Consider the following 16,831-nt stretch of genomic DNA (forward strand, 5'->3'; position numbering starts at 1 on the left):
TTTAAATATTCATACTGTCCCATTCTAAAATAAGGCAACACATAAATGATTTATTTTATAAAATACATACAACTAAATTGTTAAATTCATCAAAAAGATAAATTTAATGTCTAATCACTACTAGCTGTTTTAAAATTAAAGGATAATATTTCACCCTTTTTTTTGTCTTTTTTAGTAGAAATAACAACATGTCCGCCCTTAACAAGCTTACCGAAAAGAATTTCGTCAGCAATTTCGTCTTTAATGGAGGTTTGAATCAACCTAGCCATCGGGCGCGCGCCGTATGCTGGGTCATGCCCCTTTTCTGCAAGCCAGCGTTTGGATTTATCATCAATTTCAACAACTATTCTCTGATCGGAAAGCTGCTGGTTAAGTTCTTTGATAAACTTATCCACAATCATTTCCATCACATCCAGCTTAAGAGAATTGAAGGAAACAATCGCATCAAGCCTGTTACGAAATTCAGGACTGAAAACCTTCTCTACGGCTTTAATTGAAAGCCCCTTATCTTCTACACCTTGAACACCTGCCCCAAAGCCGATTCCGCTTTTAGTCATTTCGCGAGCACCGGCATTGGAAGTCATGAGCAGAACAATATTTCTGAAATCGGCTTTTCTACCGTTATTATCAGTAAGAGTTGCGTAATCCATAACCTGCAACAGGATATTGAAAACATCAGGATGCGCCTTTTCAATTTCGTCAAAAAGAATAACACAGTGAGGATTTTTGCGAACTCCCTCAGTGAGCAAACCACCCTGATCAAATCCCACATATCCGGGAGGAGCACCTATAAGCCGGGCAACAGCATGTTTTTCCATATATTCACTCATATCAAAACGCATGAAATGAATACCCATCGTTGTGGCAAGCTGTCTGGCAAGTTCTGTTTTACCAACCCCTGTAGGACCGGTAAGCAAGAATGAACCGGTAGGCCGGCCAACTTGCTTCATACCCGCTCTTGAACGAAGAATTGCCTTAGAAATAAGATCGACAGCTTCATCCTGCCCGAAAACAACGGACTTGAGATTTACATCAAGCTCCTGCAACCGGGTACGGTCAGACATGGTGATACGCCGTGTAGGAATACGCGCAATCTTTGAAATAACCTTCTCAACATCGGAAACAAGTATCCTGTCACCTTTGCGCTTACGCTGACTAAGGCCATAAAAAGCTCCGGCCTCGTCAATTACGTCGATAGCCTTATCGGGTAAAAAGCGTTCATTGATATGCCTCGCTGCAAGCTCAGCAGCAGCTTTAATCGCCGATGGAGAATAGACAACTTTATGATGTTCTTCATAATAAGGTTTAAGACCTTTAAGAATTTCAATAGTCTCTTCTACCGAAGGCTCAGTAATATCTATTTTCTGAAATCTACGAGATAAAGCCCGGTCCTTTTCAAAATGATTCTTATATTCTTCATAAGTTGTCGCCCCTATGCAGCGGACTTCACCGGATGCCAGAAAAGGCTTAAGAATATTGGACGCATCCATTGATCCACCGCTGACAGCTCCGGCTCCGACGATAGTATGAATCTCATCCACAAATAAAATCGCGCCCGGAATATGCTTAATCTGGCCAAGCACACCTTTCAGGCGGGATTCAAAATCGCCTCTGTACTTTGTTCCCGCAAGAAGAGCGCCCATATCAAGAGCAAAGACTTCTGCGTTTTCAAAGGACTTTGGAACCTTTCCTTTGGCTATGGCAAGAGCAAGCCCTTCAGCCATGGCGGTTTTACCTACGCCGGGATCACCTACAAAAATAGGATTATTCTTACGTCTGCGGGAAAGCACCTGCAAAGTTCTTTCAACCTCGGAATCGCGGCCGATAAGAGGATCGATTTTACCATCGCGGGCCTTCATCGTCAGGTTGCTTGTAAATTCTTCGAGCGGAGACTTTTTATCGTCATTGCCAGCGCCGGGTTTACCTTGCGGCCTTCCAGGCTTCTGACCGGGATCATTATGCCCGTGATTGTGCCCAGCTCCGGGATTGGGACTGATATTAAGACCTTCCGTCCAATCATTTTCATTGCTAAGGGCATGTGAAATATATTCAAGAACATCTAAACGACTGATATCATGAGTCTTCATGAAATAAACCGCGTAGGAATCCTCTTCCTCGAACATGGCTGCAAGCACATCTCCGACTTCAACAACATCTTTACCGGCTGCTTTCTTCTGCCAGATGGCCTTCTGAAGAACCCGTCTTACACCGAGAGTCTGAATGACTTCTGTTTCTACTCCACTGGGGAGCGGCTCAAGGTTTTCATCGAAAAATCTTTCGAGTTGACTCCTGAGCTGTAAAAGCTCAGCACCGCAACCAGAAAGAATATCCGCGCCTATTTCTTCCTGAACAATGGCATAAAGCAAATGTTCAAGAGTAAGAAACTCGTGATTTCTAAGTCTGACTTCATTAACCGCAGAAGTCAGAGCTTGTTCAAGGGCTTTGCTAAGCATATATTATCAGACCTCTTCTATTGTACATTTAAGAGGAAAGCCGGCTTGCGTTGCAAGCTGCCTGACCATTTCCACGCGTGTTTCAGCGACTTCAGCAGTGTATATTCCACAGATTCCGAACCCTTCATTATGAACTTTAAGCATAATTTCAGTGGACTCTTCTTCAGTTTTTCTAAACACTTGTATGAGCACTGCAATAACAAATTCCATAGAAGTATAATCATCATTGTGCAATAATACCTTATACTTTCTAGGTTCTTTAAGTTCATCTTTAAAGATTACATCTGAATCAAATTCTTCATTATATTTAGACATATTCCACTACATAATTAAAATATTTATTTTTAGCTTAGCTTACAATAAGAACTAATTCCTGCCCTGTCGAGCAAGAAATAACAGTAAAATTTAATTCTGACGTTTAAACAAACCATTTTTTAAACTTTATGGTTGTAAAAGTTTCAATTCTTCAGGACTGAATACAAAGTTTTCGTCAGGTTCAAGTCCTGCCTTCGCACGATAGTTTCTGTTTAATTCGTGGTATGTTTTTTTGCTTGCATCCGAATCTTTAAGCTCAAGCTTCACTGCGCATGAAAGAATAGATTCTTCCGCACCTTCAATTTCAATAAACGATCCGAAAGGCAAAAGATCAAGACAAATTAAACAATCCGCAAACTTCCATTCTTCTCTGAATTTTTCGTATTTAAATACAGGTATATACCCTAAAACTTCAAGAGCGGAAACAGTTTCATCAAAATCTGAAACTTCTGTTTCATGTTCAATATAAACCTTAGCTTTTCCCGGAACAAAGTTAACAGGAACTCGCTTGACGGTCATAGTTATTTTGTCAGCCTGCCTGACTCGTAACAACGCAGACCTTTTAAATAAAGTTCTCGCGGGATCATCTAAAACGACATTACGCTCATAATGACGTGAAAGAAACTCTCCACCTAGGTTTTTAAGTAATTTTCTAAGCTGATCATGATCCGCATTCAAATATTTAAGTTCTATCTCAAAAGCCATTTCTCTTTTCTCTTATAGCTTGAAGTGGTACTGATTTTTTCAGCATTGAATAGTATAATACAGGACATAAGGTATGCAAAAGTATTTTTTTCTAGCGGCAGGCGGTGCAGCCGGCACACTTTGCCGATATTTTGTTTCCGGTGCTGCTCAACGTTTTTTCAGTACGTCTTTTCCGGCAGGAACTTTTACCGTCAACATGCTCGGATGTTTACTATTTGGAATTATTAGCGGAACATTCGAGGATAGGCTAGGACTTTCGCCAGAAATGAGATTGATGATCCTAACCGGTTTTATGGGTGCATTTACGACCTTTTCAACATATATGTTTGAAACAACCGAATTAGTCAAAACCGGACAATGGCCACTCGCAGCCCTCAACATAGGGGGACAGAGTGCGCTTGGGTTTTTATGTGTAATAGCCGGACTGGCACTTGGAAGAATGCTCGTTTCCTAAAATTCTGAAAAATTCGCTAAATATTTATAAAACGGAGCTTAGAATGAATCTGCCTGAAAAAGCTATACGACTCAGAATTTTTACCGGAGAAGAAAACCGCATCAATCATCGCCCCACTTTTGAAGTAATTGTTAATGAAGCCAGAAAGCGCGGACTTGCAGGTGCTACGGTTTATCGTGGAGTAATGGGGTATGGTGTTAACAGTCAGGTTCGGACAACTTCTATTCTAAGACTTTCTGAAGATTTGCCCATGATCATAGAAATTGTAGACACGGCTGAAAAGATATTACCTTTCGAAGATTTTTTAAAAGAAACTTTGACCGAAGGATTAGTTACATCGGAAGAGGTAAAAGTTGTTTTTCATAAACACAACGAAGGTAAAAAATAAATAAAACTCACCCGGTAATTAATACAAAACTGTCAGGATGCTTTTAAGAAGTATCCTGACAGTTAAAAAACTTTCGTCAAAATTGATAGAAATTACAAACCTTATTAGCTACGACACTTAGCCACAACCTCATTTGCAATCCTTTTCAATGTTAAAACATTATCAACTCCGCCATGCTTGATGGCCTCATGAGGCATACCGAAAACAACACATGAAGCTTCATCCTGCGCGATACAATATGTTCCGGCATCGTGCATTTCCTTCATACCTTTTGCACCGTCATCACCCATTCCGGTCATAATAACACCGATTGCATTTTTACCTGCATTATGAGCTCCAGACCGAAAAAGGACATCTACAGAAGGCCTATGCCTGCTGACAAGCGGTCCATCCTTTACTTCAACATAATAGCGGGCGCCCGACCTTTTGAGCAACATATGCTTATTACCGGGAGCGATGAGGGCCTGTCCTCTAAGGATACTGTCACCATCAACGGCTTCCTTCACTCTTATTTGACAGATAGTATCAAGTCTTTGGGAAAATGCAGCAGTAAAATGTTCCGGCATATGCTGAACAATGGCAATCCCCGGGCTATCTATCGGCATACCTTGAAGAAAAGTTTGTAACGCTTCTGTTCCGCCGGTTGAAGCTCCGACTAAAACAACTTTTTCAGTTGTCTTCAGACAATTAGCTCTTGCTTTCGGGAGCATTGCATCAGCAGTAAGTTTCGGCTGAATTATCATTGGTTTAGCTGTAAGTTTTTTAGGCTTAGTCAAAGCTGCGGCTTTAACAGCATCACAAACCCTGATGCTGGACTCTTCGAAAAATTGCCTTGTTCCAACCTTAGGCTTGGTTATGACTTCAACAGCACCGAATTCAAGAGCTTTCATATAACTCTCCGATCCTTTTTCAGTAAGAGTTGAACAAATAACAACCGCAATTGGATGTTGAGTCATCAACTTACGCAAAAAAGTCAGTCCATCCATTCGAGGCATCTCAATATCTAAAGTGATGACATCCGGAATAACTGTTTCCATTATCTTAGCAGCCGCAAACGGATCAGATGCGCTGCCTATAACCTCAATCTCAGCATCTGTCTTAAACAAACTAAGCAGAGTACTTCTAACCAGCGCAGAATCATCGACTATCAATACACGAGTTTTCTTTCTCATTCTTCCCTCAAATCTTCTGGTAAACAGTAGGGGCAATTTGCCTCACAGGTAATTCCATTCCTGAAATACTTTCGGAATGACCAATAAACAAAAATCCACCCTTAGACAGCTTTGCACAAAATTTATTAAAAAGAGTATATTGCGTAGCCCTGTCAAAATAGATCACAACATTGCGACAAAATATTATATCTTTTTCATCCTTAAATGGAAAACTTTCCATAAAATTTAATCTGCGAAACTCCACCTTGCGCCTTACTTCAGGAGCAATTCTAACTAACTGATTAGCTTTGTTTTTACTTTTAAGCAGATATTTTTTTTTCATAACCATCGGAATAACATCAACTTTACTCATAGGGTACACAGCATTTATAGCTTTATTGAGTATCTCGTTTGAAATATCCGTTGCTAGAATTGAAAAATTAAAATCAGGATTTTTTTCAGCAAACTCGCTTAACACAATACCCAAAGTATACGGTTCTTCTCCACTGGAACAGCCGGCAGACCAAATTTTAACAGGAGCAGAACTACGCCGGATCAATTCAGGCAAAACAGTGGTGAGGAGAAGCTCGAAATGCTTAGGCTCACGAAAAAAATCAGTTGTATTAGTCGTAACAACATCAATAAGCGAAGTAAGTTCTTTTTCAAGTCCACCGGGACTGAATAAAAAATCGCAATACTCAGAATGGGATATCATCCCTAAAGCGCGTAATCTTTTCTGAAGCCTTGCCTCAAGCATGGTCTTTTTCGAAAGAGGCATTTTAATTCCGAATTCACTCTTGATCAAGTTACTGAATTTTTTGAAATCAGTATCCTTCATTTTAGGAGTGATAGAAACAACCTCATCAATATCTTTCATTGTAGATTTTAACATGCTGCCTTTATTTCTGCCAGAACAGTACGGAAAAGCTTTGGTATATCTAAGATTAAAGCTAAAGTTCCATCGCCTTTAATAGTTGCACCGGATATACCTTCCACATCTCTATAAACTCTACCGAGGCTTTTAATAACTGTTTGATGTTCACCTATTACTGTATCAACAACTACACCTATTCTACTACCTTCAAGTCCGGTTATTACAATTTGTTCTATAAGTGGAGATTCTCCCTCTATGTCAAACCACTCTCTGATACGAATGTAAGGAACAATTTCCCCACGCAAATTAACAAACTGCTGACCATTTGCTTCTTCAACATTTTTACGAGTCAATTCAACACACTCTTCAACAAGAGAGAGAGGAATTACAAAATACCCATCTTCAACTTTAACCTGCAATCCATCAATAATAGCAAGAGTCAATGGCAGCCTGATTGTAATAAGAGAGCCTTTCCCTTCCTGACTGTCTATATCAATGCGCCCTCGCAATGAATCAATCGCGCGCTTTACAACATCCATTCCGACCCCTCGGCCGGAAACACTTGTAACGCTCTCGGCTGTAGAAAAACCAGGCTCAAAAATGAGGTTGAAAACTTCTTTCGTTGTAAGCTCTGCATCCGCAGTAACAATGCCTTTTTCTACGGCTTTCGCAAAAATGACATCTTTCGATATACCTTTACCATCATCTTTGATCAAAATAACAACTTCTCCGCCGGAATGTTCCGCGGTTAAAGTTATATTCCCACGACGAGACTTTCCTTTTGATTCACGGACAGCAGGAAGTTCCACACCGTGATCAATAGAGTTTCGCAGCAAATGAATTAAAGGATCGCCCAACCTTTCAATCACTGTCTTATCTAATTCGGTCTCTGCCCCGATTGTATGTAACTCAATTTCTTTACCAAGTTCATCAGAAAGATCACGCACCAACCTTCTGAATTTACTGAAAGTTGTACCGATAGGAAGCATTCTTATTCCGAGGGTGCTATCTCTTAATTCGTCCGAAAGACGTTCCAGTTCTTCCGAAAGAGCAGTAAGGGAAGGATCATTTTTTTCACCGACAACTTGGCATATCTGAGCCTGAACAATTACTAATTCTCCAACCAGATCAACCAGCAAATCAAGCTTTTCCGCTGAAACCCTGAGTGAAGAGGTCACATCCATTTTACGGCGGGTAGCAACAGTTTCTTTACTGGCGCTCTGCTCGGCTAAAGCACTGTCAATTTTATCCCGGGCAACAACACCTTTGGCTGCCAACAATTCACCAATGGGTTTTTGATCAGCAAGAACCTCATTAAGATTATCCTGAGTAAGATCGCCTCTATCGACAAGGATTTCACCCAGTTTTCTAACATCTGTAGATTTGTCAATCACGGGAGGGCCAAAATCCTGGTCATCCGAGCTGTCGTGAACTGCGAGTTCTTCAATACTTGTATCAGGCTTATCTATTTCAACCTTAATTTCAGCAAGATATTCATCTAATTTAGCTTGATCCTGTTCGCAAACCTTCACTGTAATAGGAACGTCGGTAAAAAAGAAAATTTCTTCAATAGAGGAGCTGTCACTGTTGCTTAAAAAAAGAACTTCCCACCATATTCCAGAATGTGCTGAATTATTTTCAAAGTCAGCAAAAACTACTTCCGATTTAATTTCTCCGATACGGGCAAGCTCTTCAAAAAGAGGATACAAAGCATCTTTTGAAACATCATCCGCTTCACCAGAACTGATAATTATTTTAAAAAGGTATTTCCAAACAACGGCGTTATCTGAAATCAGCACTTCTTCGACATCAGTGTCGTCAATTTTAGAATCTTCGATTTTAGACTTTTCTGCTTCAAAATATTCAGTGTCAACTTCAACAGCAGCATTCATTTCAGTATCAGACGACACTTCGTCAGCGGAGTCCCCGGATGCAATTGTCCTAAGGCCTTCAAGAATACTATCGCCTTGACCTGCTTCTCCTTCACCGGAAGGAGATTGCAGCATTGTATAAATATGGTCGCGGGAAGACAAAACCAAGGTCAGCAATTCTTTGGTAATTGGAAGATCGCCGTTTCGAACCATATCAAAAACGGTTTCCACGTGATGAGTAAAACCGGCAATCGCATCAAAACCAAACATGGAACCAGAGCCTTTGATCGTGTGAAGAGCTCTAAAGACTCGATTGATCAAATCCATATCATCTGGCAGATCTTCAAGTTCTAAAAGAGAGGATTCAAGCTCACCTAAAAGCTCAAAAGCCTCCTCTTTAAAAACCTGAGTAGTCATATCATCGGACATAAGAAGTCTCCCCGTCAGTATTCATAATAAAATCTCTTTATATTTTTAAACATTTAATTCAATTCTTTCAAGAAGTATTACAATAAACCGTATTAAAAATAGAACTTTCAAAAAAAAACCTCCCTTGAGGGAGGTTTAAACCGACAGGAAAATCACTGGGCTGGTATTAACCAAATCACAATTTCTTTCTTCTTGCCAGCATACGCAACGCCTTGCGCTTTCTATGTCTTCTAATAAAAAATAGAGCAATAAAATATGAAGCGATGGACATAGGAATAGCTAAAATAAAGCCACCGAACATTAAAATAGTAACCCCTTGCCACCCAATCGCCATAAAGTCTGACACTTGCCATGTTGCAGGGTCAAATTTAACATCTATTGGAAGCAAAAATGATCCAATTTTAAATTGAATATAATAAAATAAAAGCCAGTTAAGAGGATTTGAGATCCAAGTGGCGACAATAGCTGCAACTTTGCTGCTTCTGGTAACAAAAGCAGCAATAACAGCTATAACTGTTTGCAAAGGAAGCCCCGGAATAACGGGAAAACATCCACCGAAAACACCACTGGCCACCCCCATCGCAACTTGATGAGGAGAGGCGTTAAGACGCACAACTTTAAGGTAATACAAACGAATAAATCTTTTTAATCTGGCATACCTGCTGACTTCTTTTGGCATCAAAATCCCTTCTTTACCTGACAATTATAAACTAATCAAAATAAGCGAACTAATATAGCTAGCTAGGGCTCATAAAAAATACTAAAATATTGACTACTTATCAAGAACATCAAAACTATGAAATTTCATTACAAATCCTGAACGGCCTTGCGTTGACGACCGTAACTCAGTGGAAAATCCGAACATTTTACTGAGCGGAGCAAGAGCCTGCACAACTTTCTGACCATTCCGGTCAAGCATATTTTCAATGCGGGCCCCTTTAGATCCCAGCAACCCTATCACTTCTCCTATAAAATCATCAGGAGCGGAAACTTCAATATCCATAATCGGTTCCATCAGCTTTGGAGCTGAAGCTGCTAAAGCCTTCTTAAGCGCACGCCCTGCCGCAAGATGATAACCCTGCTCGCTGGATTCACCATCTTTCTTTTTAAGTTCTAAAATACGCACTCTAATATCCTGAACGGGAAATCCTTTTAGAACTCCGCACTGAAGGGAATCGTCTATACCTTCCGCCACAGCATCTAGCCATTCAGAAGCCCACAGTCCAGTATCAATTTCAAAACTGACATTTCGTCCATCACCACGCGTTGAAGGCTCAACAGACAATCTTACACAGCCATAATGTTTCTCATCACCTATTTGCTTGTCAAATTCTTCTTCAGCTTCCGCCAATTTGCCCGGAACTTCCTGATATACAACTTGCGGTTTACCGGCTCTAGGTGCAAGCCCGTACTCCCTGCGCATTCTTTCCAGCACAACTTCTAAATGAAGCTCTCCCATACCAGATAAAATTATCTGTCCGGTGTCTTCATCCGTTTTAAGGTTAAGAGTAGGATCTTCTTGTAGATATTTATCTAGAACATCATCCAGTTTTTCGGATTCATCGGAGTTTCTTGGCTCGATTGCCAACGAAATAACCGGCTTATATAATTCAATCTGTTCGAGTATAATGGGCTTTTCGGAAGTAGAAAGCGTGTCGCCAGTGCGGGAATTCTTAAGACCGGCCACAGCAACAATATCACCGACTCCTGCAACTTCCAGCTTTTCCTTACGACCGGCATGCATCCTGAAAAGACGATCAATTCTTTCAACGGTCCCTTGAGTCACGTTCTTAACGGTATCGCCCGCGTCTATTTTTCCGGAATAGATTCGCATAAGCACTATTTTGCGCCCTAAATCCATAACAATCTTAAAAACCAGAGCCTGAAAATCAGCCGATACAGACGGGTCCACCGTCCTTTCAACACCTGTAAGAGGATCAACTCCTTTAACCTGAGAGACTTCAAGCGGACTTGGTAAGTACTTACCGATCCCGTCCATTAAAGGCTGCACTCCGACATTTTTTAAAGCGGACCCGGCAAAGACTGGAACAAGTTCAAGCTGTAATGTCGCTTTGCGGATAACAGATTCTATATAATCGGGATCTATTTCATCATTTAAATATCGCTCTAAAAATTCATCGTCAAACTCAGAAAGTGTATCGCACATTCTCTCACGCCAAGGAGAGACCCGTTCCAATTCCTGTTCACTGAGCTCCGATATCTCAAATATTTCACCATTCTCATCTTCGTCATATACAATTTTATTAAGACGGATGAGATCAAAAACTCCTGCAAATTCATCCCCGGCACCATCTGGGATTTGAACTGGAAGAATTTTTATTTTAAGCCGCTCCACCATGGATTCTAGAACAGCTTCAAAATCAGCTCCGAGCCTGTCCATTTTGTTTATGAAAACAAGCTTTGGAACTCCGAAATTTTCACTCTGCCGCCAAACGGTTTCAGACTGCGGCTCAACACCCCCGACAGCGCAAAAAACACCGACAGCGCCATCAAGAACTCTAAGTGAACGCTGCACTTCTATAGTAAAATCGACATGCCCGGGAGTATCAATTATATTGATTGTATTTTTACCCCAAAAACAAGCAGTTACAGCGGAAGTAATCGTAATTCCGCGCTCCTGTTCTTCCGGCATATAATCCATCGTGGCTGTGCCTTCATGCACCTCACCCAGTCTGTGAATTTTGCCTGAAAAATACAGCATACGCTCGGTAACAGTTGTTTTACCGGCATCTATGTGTGCAATAATTCCAATATTTCGTATTTTTTCAATACTCTTTGCAGAAAAATCAGAGTTATCACTCATAAAATTACCTTCCAGATAAAAATCTTATCAAATAAAAAGATTAAACCATGTACTGTCTATAAACAAACAGCCAGCGCTACAGAATCTTTTCTAAAGAATCGGTCTGTAAGATTATTCCACATCCAGCAACCTTCCTGCTCATGAGAAAGTACCATTTTAAAATCAACCAAAGCTTCCCCTATAAGTTCCGCAGGAACAATTGCGACGTCTCCGCCGGATTCAGCAAGGTCTTCTATTGTCGTTTCTTCGATTGTCACATCAGGGTGAGCAAACTTAACAACGTCCATATCAGGACCATCTTCGTCCGCGCAGATTGAAATAACCGAAATATTCGGAGCCCGCCAGTATCGTACGTTCTCAGAATAGCTGAGATCAGTCGGGCATGATCTGAGATCAAGAATTGCGGTTGACACTTCTGATTCATATACAAACGAAATCAGCTCTGAGAATTTATCGTCGGAGAGCGAAACAACAGCTTCCTGCCCGGCAAGTTCAAACCCCGTCAAAACAGGCTGAGAAAGTTCCCCTTCTCCGACGAAGACAACTAAAATATTCTGAACCCCGACCGCTAAAGCGGGGGCAAGTGCGGCAAGAATTCTAACTGCGGAAGTAGCTCCCTTGTCAACAAGCATAAGTACACAATCAAGCGGCGAATTTGCTATCTCAGTTTCAAAACCGCCCTTCCATGTATTTACGGTCCACTTGCTTTGCGGTGAATCAGGAGAATTGACAGCATAAACCTGAGCAATTGTCTTTTTCATCCAAGCTCTTTGAGGAGGCAAAACAGCCTCATAGGCTACAGCAAAAACTTCATCAGTAATTTGAAAATCATCCAGCCATTCAGGAAAAGCAAAGTTATCTTCGGTCATAATTTATCAGCCTGCTACATTTAAGTTCTTTTAAAGATTATAGGCGTGAAAACCTAAAGGATCATCTTGGCAACAAATATAGACTTAAAAATTCAGTAAAACAATGAGATAAAATTGCTAAAAAAATACCCGACAGACAAAAGTCAGCCGGGTAAATACATTCTAATTACAAACTACGATTAATTTAAGGGTATAATTACAACCAATCTACAAGTTCCTTCCAAGTACCTTGTAATTTTTCCCTTTCAGCCTGGGAAAGCGTTTTCTGATATTCATAATACGACATTTCAGCCTGCTTTATAGCATACTTGCGCACTTCAGGAAGATCTTTGAAATTACGTACTACAAAGGCATATCTTTTCCACGCAGCGCCGAATTTAGCTGATCTCCAGAAAAAGTCCGCAATAAACAGTTCTTGATCCGCAAGAGCCCGTCTGCATTTTACAATATAATCTTTTGACGCAGTTGCGTACTCACTGTCAGGGTAAGCTTCTTCAACTCGATAAAAATATTCAAGAGCTTCGCTCACACTATGCTGAGGCTTATCTATTGAACTGAACAACGAAAAGTTACTGAGTCCTATTTGAAAAAGGACATATGGAATTTCTTCGTTACCTGGGTGAAGAGCTGCAAATTCTTTATAAGCTTCCGAAGCATCAAAAAATTTACCATCAAGGTAATACGCATCACCGAGGCTGATTTCAGCTTTTACTGTGAACGGACTGAAAGGATAACGATCTTTTAACTTCGCAAAAAAATCGGAAGCATTGGTATAATCTTTATCCTTCATGGATTCTACACCGGCTTCATAAAGTTCCTGCGCAGTATCGTCGGGCTTAGGAAGAAAATAGTAATCGATAACACCACATCCGGTGGTGCTGAAAATCAAAATACAAAACAAAACAAAACAAAATATTCTATTACGCATCATTATGTTCCAAATACGCAAAAGCTGCTGTTGCCGCAGTTGCGCCGTCACCTACTGCGGTAACTACCTGCCGACAATTTTTGGACCGTATATCTCCAGCCGCATATATGCCGGGGATATTGGTTTCCATTTCACAAGTTGTTTTAATGAAACCGGAATGATCCAATTGAAGCTCCACAGGAAAAAAAGTACTTAGAGGATTAAATCCAACAAATATAAACACACCATCAACATCTAAAACAGAATATTCATTGGTAACAGCATCCTTAACTTCGATACCTACCACTTCGTTATCTCCGACAATGCGGGATACTACGGAATTTAGAACCGGAACAATTGTAGGGTCTGCGTTGCATTTATCCTGATAACACTTCAACCCTCTAAACTCATCCCTGCGGTGAATGAGATAAAGCTTCTTTACAAGCCTTGCAAGGTAAAGTGACTCTTCAAGAGCAGAATTTCCACCGCCGACAACAGCAACAACTTTATTTTTATAAAAATTACCGTCGCATAGTGCGCAATATGAAACTCCACGCCCGAGAAGTTTTTCTTCATTCGGAACTTTGAGCTTTCTAAAAACCACACCGGTAGCAATAATGATTGCTCTGGCCTTAAAATGAACACCATCAACCACAATCTCGTGAGAATCCTTCCCCGGAATAATCTCTCGAACTTCGTCATATATTTTATCAAAGGGATATTGTTGAACATGTTCAGCCATGTAGTCAGCAAGTTCGTAACCTTTGATGCCTCCGGGAAAACCGGGATAATTCTCAAGCTCTTCAGTGAGAAGCATCTGACCACCAGGCGCAAGCTTCTCCACGACAAGTATTTTTACACCTGCCCGTACGAGATAAAGGGCGGCCGCCATTCCGGCTGGGCCGCCCCCGATAACAATGGCGTCATAAGACTTCATGAAATTAAAGAGCCTTGCTGGTAATCATTTCCTTGATACTGCTTTTAGAAACAGCTCCTGTAGTCTGATCAACAACTTCTCCATCTTTAAAGAGAATAAGAGTAGGAATAGCGCGAATACCATACTTACCGGGAGATGAAGGATTATCATCAACATTCATCTTACAAATTTTAATCTGTCCGGAAAACTCTTCAGCGAGTTCGTCAATTACAGGACCCATTGCGCGACAAGGTCCACACCAAGGCGCCCAGAAATCAACCAGAACAGGCTTGTCACTATTTAGAACTTCTTCTTGAAAATTAGAATCGGTTACCTGTAAAGCCATGACGTACTCCTTGTTTTAGTATTTCAGTAATAATATCCCTTGCGAAGAGATTACATCGAATTTTAATTTCTGAAGTGGAGGCTTAAGGCCCCAACTCAATTATGAAATTTAATTATCGTTGGTCAAAGTGTCAAGCAGTATCCAACTATCGCACTCGTATAGTATCGTTAAGATAACTACCTATAGAGAGAATGGCAATATACCTGAACTACATTTCTGCAACACGTGTCCAATCTTCGGGAACCACACGTCCTCTGGGAATAGCCTCAAGATCGAAACCGTGCCTGAAACCTTCTTTAGCCAAAAGATACCCGGAAAAAGCTATCATTGCACCATTATCCGTACAAAATTTAGGCGAAGGCAAAACAAGAGGAATAGAAAATTTGCGAGCAACTTCAGCCATGACGGTACGAACCACAGAATTAGCGGCAACCCCTCCGGCAACAATAAGTGACTTAACGCCTTTATTACGCTCTAGCGCCCGCACAGTTTTTACACTTAGAGTTTTTGCTACCGAGTAATTAAAGGATGCAAACATATCATTTCTTCGTTTTACTATTTCCGGATCTTCTGTTTCTGAATCAGGAATACCCATGGTAGAAAGTCGCAATTCCGGATTAGCTTGAACATAAAGAGCTGCAGCTGTTTTCAATCCGCTAAAACTAAAATCCAGATTATCATTTTTTATATAAGGAGTCGGAAACATTTTACGGTCAGGATTGCCAGCTCGGCCCAAATCATCAACAATCTTACCGCCAGGATAAGGAATGTTTAACAATTTTGCAGTCTTATCAAAGGCTTCGCCAGCGGCGTCATCAAGAGTTCGACCTAAAAGGATAAACTCGGACGAACTTTTAATAAGATAAATATGAGTATGGCCTCCGGAAACCAGCAATCCGAGCGAAGGATATTGCAACTCCTGCTCAAGACCGGCTGCGGTCAGATGCGCCCAGAGATGATTAACACCTATCAAGGTTGCGCCGGTAGAAAGAGCCAGACCTTTTGCAAAGTTCAACCCCATCAGCAAACACCCTTGAAGTCCGGGACCACGGGCTACGGCTACGACATCAATATCATCAGCCGTAAGTGACTGCTCCTGCATAAGTTCATTATACAAAGCCGGCAAAGCTCTCAAATGCTCCCTAGAAGCAATTTCAGGAACTACGCCACCAAAAAGAGCATGCACATCTACCTGAGAAGCCAATTTTTCGGCAATAAATTTTCCGTCACGCACCAATGCCAGTCCGGTTTCATCACAAGAACTTTCAATTCCAAGACATAGCATTAGCCGTCCTGCCCCTCATAGATATCACGTATAATTGAAACTTCGTGTTTTGAACCAATGAAAAGAGGAACTCGTTGATGAAGCTCATGAGGAACAATATCAAGAATGCGCTTCGTTCCATCTGTAGCCATGCCACCAGCCTGCTCAACAAGCATAGCCATAGGCGCAGCTTCACACATAAGCCTGAGTTTACCAACAGGCTTAGAAGGTTCTCTGTGATCAGCCGGATACATAAATACACCGCCATAGATCAGGTTGCGATGAAAATCAGCAACTAAAGAGCCTATGTAGCGCAGACTGTATGGGTGTCCGTGAACATTATCAGCGGATTTGAAATGGTTAACAACCTTCTTAGTTGCTTCACTCCAATAAGGCCAATAACCTTCATTTACTGAATATATTTTTCCGATTTCAGGAATTTTAATATTAGGATGCGAAAGCAGAAACTCACCTACACCCGGATCAAGTGTAAAACCGTGAACTCCATCTCCTGTAGTAAAAACAAGCATAGTAGACGAGCCGTATAAAATATATCCGGCAGCTACCTGTTCGTCACAACACTGAAGTACATCAGAGGATTGTACAGGAGTCCCCACTTTACTTTTACGACGATAAATCGAAAAAATAGTTCCAATATTAACATTAACATCAATATTTGAAGACCCATCGAGTGGATCAAAAATTATTATATAGCTTCCCTGAGGCAAGCCGTGAGGAATATCAATGATATCGGCATTTTCTTCAGAAGCCATCGCACAGAGGACTCCAGATCGAGCCATCCGATGAATTAAAATTCGATTCGCGTACTCATCGAGTTTTTTAACTTCCTCGCCTTGAACATTAATTTCTCCGGTAAACCCTAGAACATCAACAAGGCCAGCTTTGTTAACTTCCCGTGATATAATTTTAGCCGAAAGAACTAGCTCATTAAAAAGATGCGTAAACTGTCCTGTAGCACCTGGAATCTGCTTTTGATGCAATAAAAGGTGTTCAGTGACTGTTATCTGCTGGGTCATTTATCCTCCTTAAGGAATGTCCCTGGTG

The 16,831-nt window shown here is 41.0% G+C and carries 16 protein-coding genes; 2 read left to right on the forward strand and 14 right to left on the reverse strand.

All coding sequences use genetic code 11. The features are described from left to right. Positions 1 to 110: 110 nt before the first annotated feature. From clpA to BLT41_RS16905, 3 genes are all read right to left on the reverse strand, one after another. Positions 111 to 2,453: an ATP-dependent Clp protease ATP-binding subunit ClpA gene (gene clpA, locus BLT41_RS16895; protein ID WP_092163323.1), complete on the reverse strand. Its 2,343-nt coding sequence runs from the start codon at positions 2,451 to 2,453 to the stop codon at positions 111 to 113. 6 nt (positions 2,454 to 2,459) lie between these two features. Beyond that, on the reverse strand, positions 2,460 to 2,768 hold the full coding sequence (gene clpS, locus BLT41_RS16900; RefSeq protein ID WP_092163324.1) for an ATP-dependent Clp protease adapter ClpS: 309 nt from the start codon (positions 2,766 to 2,768) through the stop codon (positions 2,460 to 2,462). A 126-nt stretch (positions 2,769 to 2,894) separates the two neighbouring features. Next, entirely contained in the window at positions 2,895 to 3,473 is a 579-nt protein-coding gene (locus BLT41_RS16905) for a class IV adenylate cyclase (RefSeq protein ID WP_092163325.1), read from the reverse strand. Between the two features lie 73 nt (positions 3,474 to 3,546). Between BLT41_RS16905 and crcB the strand changes: the two genes are divergently transcribed. Together crcB and BLT41_RS16915 are read left to right on the forward strand one after the other, a co-directional pair. Continuing rightward, entirely contained in the window at positions 3,547 to 3,927 is a 381-nt protein-coding gene (gene crcB / locus BLT41_RS16910) for a fluoride efflux transporter CrcB (protein WP_092163326.1), read from the forward strand. Between the two features lie 43 nt (positions 3,928 to 3,970). Next, a complete protein-coding gene (locus BLT41_RS16915) occupies positions 3,971 to 4,315 on the forward strand; it encodes a DUF190 domain-containing protein (protein WP_092163335.1) in 345 nt (114 codons plus the stop codon). A 104-nt stretch (positions 4,316 to 4,419) separates the two neighbouring features. Here BLT41_RS16915 and BLT41_RS16920 read toward each other — a convergent pair whose 3' ends face one another. From BLT41_RS16920 to fbp, 11 genes are all read right to left on the reverse strand, one after another. Further along, positions 4,420 to 5,487, reverse strand: coding sequence for a protein-glutamate methylesterase/protein-glutamine glutaminase (locus tag BLT41_RS16920; RefSeq protein WP_092163339.1), 1,068 nt, complete (start codon positions 5,485 to 5,487; stop codon positions 4,420 to 4,422). A 7-nt stretch (positions 5,488 to 5,494) separates the two neighbouring features. Next, the gene (locus BLT41_RS16925) at positions 5,495 to 6,358 is read right to left on the reverse strand and encodes a CheR family methyltransferase (RefSeq protein WP_170830406.1); all 864 of its coding nucleotides are present in this window, start codon (positions 6,356 to 6,358) and stop codon (positions 5,495 to 5,497) included. Beyond that, positions 6,352 to 8,640, reverse strand: a complete 2,289-nt coding sequence (locus BLT41_RS16930; RefSeq protein ID WP_092163341.1) for a chemotaxis protein CheA — start codon at positions 8,638 to 8,640, stop codon at positions 6,352 to 6,354. Before BLT41_RS16930 ends, BLT41_RS16925 begins: the two co-directional genes overlap by 7 nt. Positions 8,641 to 8,815: 175 nt before the next feature. Beyond that, on the reverse strand, positions 8,816 to 9,319 hold the full coding sequence (locus BLT41_RS16935; protein WP_092163343.1) for a DUF2062 domain-containing protein: 504 nt from the start codon (positions 9,317 to 9,319) through the stop codon (positions 8,816 to 8,818). Between the two features lie 93 nt (positions 9,320 to 9,412). Next, on the reverse strand, positions 9,413 to 11,464 hold the full coding sequence (gene fusA / locus BLT41_RS16940) for an elongation factor G (RefSeq protein WP_092163345.1): 2,052 nt from the start codon (positions 11,462 to 11,464) through the stop codon (positions 9,413 to 9,415). Positions 11,465 to 11,520: 56 nt separating this feature from the next. Continuing rightward, a complete protein-coding gene (locus BLT41_RS16945; protein WP_092163348.1) occupies positions 11,521 to 12,333 on the reverse strand; it encodes a histidinol dehydrogenase in 813 nt (270 codons plus the stop codon). A 196-nt stretch (positions 12,334 to 12,529) separates the two neighbouring features. Then, positions 12,530 to 13,261 carry an outer membrane protein assembly factor BamD gene (locus BLT41_RS16950; RefSeq protein ID WP_092163350.1) on the reverse strand — a complete coding sequence of 244 codons (732 nt, stop codon included), beginning with the start codon at positions 13,259 to 13,261 and terminating at the stop codon, positions 12,530 to 12,532. After that, entirely contained in the window at positions 13,254 to 14,177 is a 924-nt protein-coding gene (trxB, locus tag BLT41_RS16955; protein WP_092163352.1) for a thioredoxin-disulfide reductase, read from the reverse strand. Before trxB ends, BLT41_RS16950 begins: the two co-directional genes overlap by 8 nt. 4 nt (positions 14,178 to 14,181) lie before the next feature. Further along, the gene (trxA, locus tag BLT41_RS16960; RefSeq protein WP_092163361.1) at positions 14,182 to 14,502 is read right to left on the reverse strand and encodes a thioredoxin; all 321 of its coding nucleotides are present in this window, start codon (positions 14,500 to 14,502) and stop codon (positions 14,182 to 14,184) included. A 208-nt stretch (positions 14,503 to 14,710) separates the two neighbouring features. Beyond that, positions 14,711 to 15,787 carry a tRNA (adenosine(37)-N6)-threonylcarbamoyltransferase complex transferase subunit TsaD gene (gene tsaD / locus BLT41_RS16965; RefSeq protein ID WP_092163363.1) on the reverse strand — a complete coding sequence of 359 codons (1,077 nt, stop codon included), beginning with the start codon at positions 15,785 to 15,787 and terminating at the stop codon, positions 14,711 to 14,713. Continuing rightward, positions 15,787 to 16,803, reverse strand: a complete 1,017-nt coding sequence (gene fbp / locus BLT41_RS16970) for a class 1 fructose-bisphosphatase (RefSeq protein ID WP_092163366.1) — start codon at positions 16,801 to 16,803, stop codon at positions 15,787 to 15,789. Before fbp ends, tsaD begins: the two co-directional genes overlap by 1 nt. Positions 16,804 to 16,831 lie beyond the last annotated feature (28 nt).

It is taken from the genome of Maridesulfovibrio ferrireducens, assembly GCF_900101105.1.
Classification (GTDB): Bacteria; Desulfobacterota; Desulfovibrionia; order Desulfovibrionales; family Desulfovibrionaceae; genus Maridesulfovibrio; species Maridesulfovibrio ferrireducens.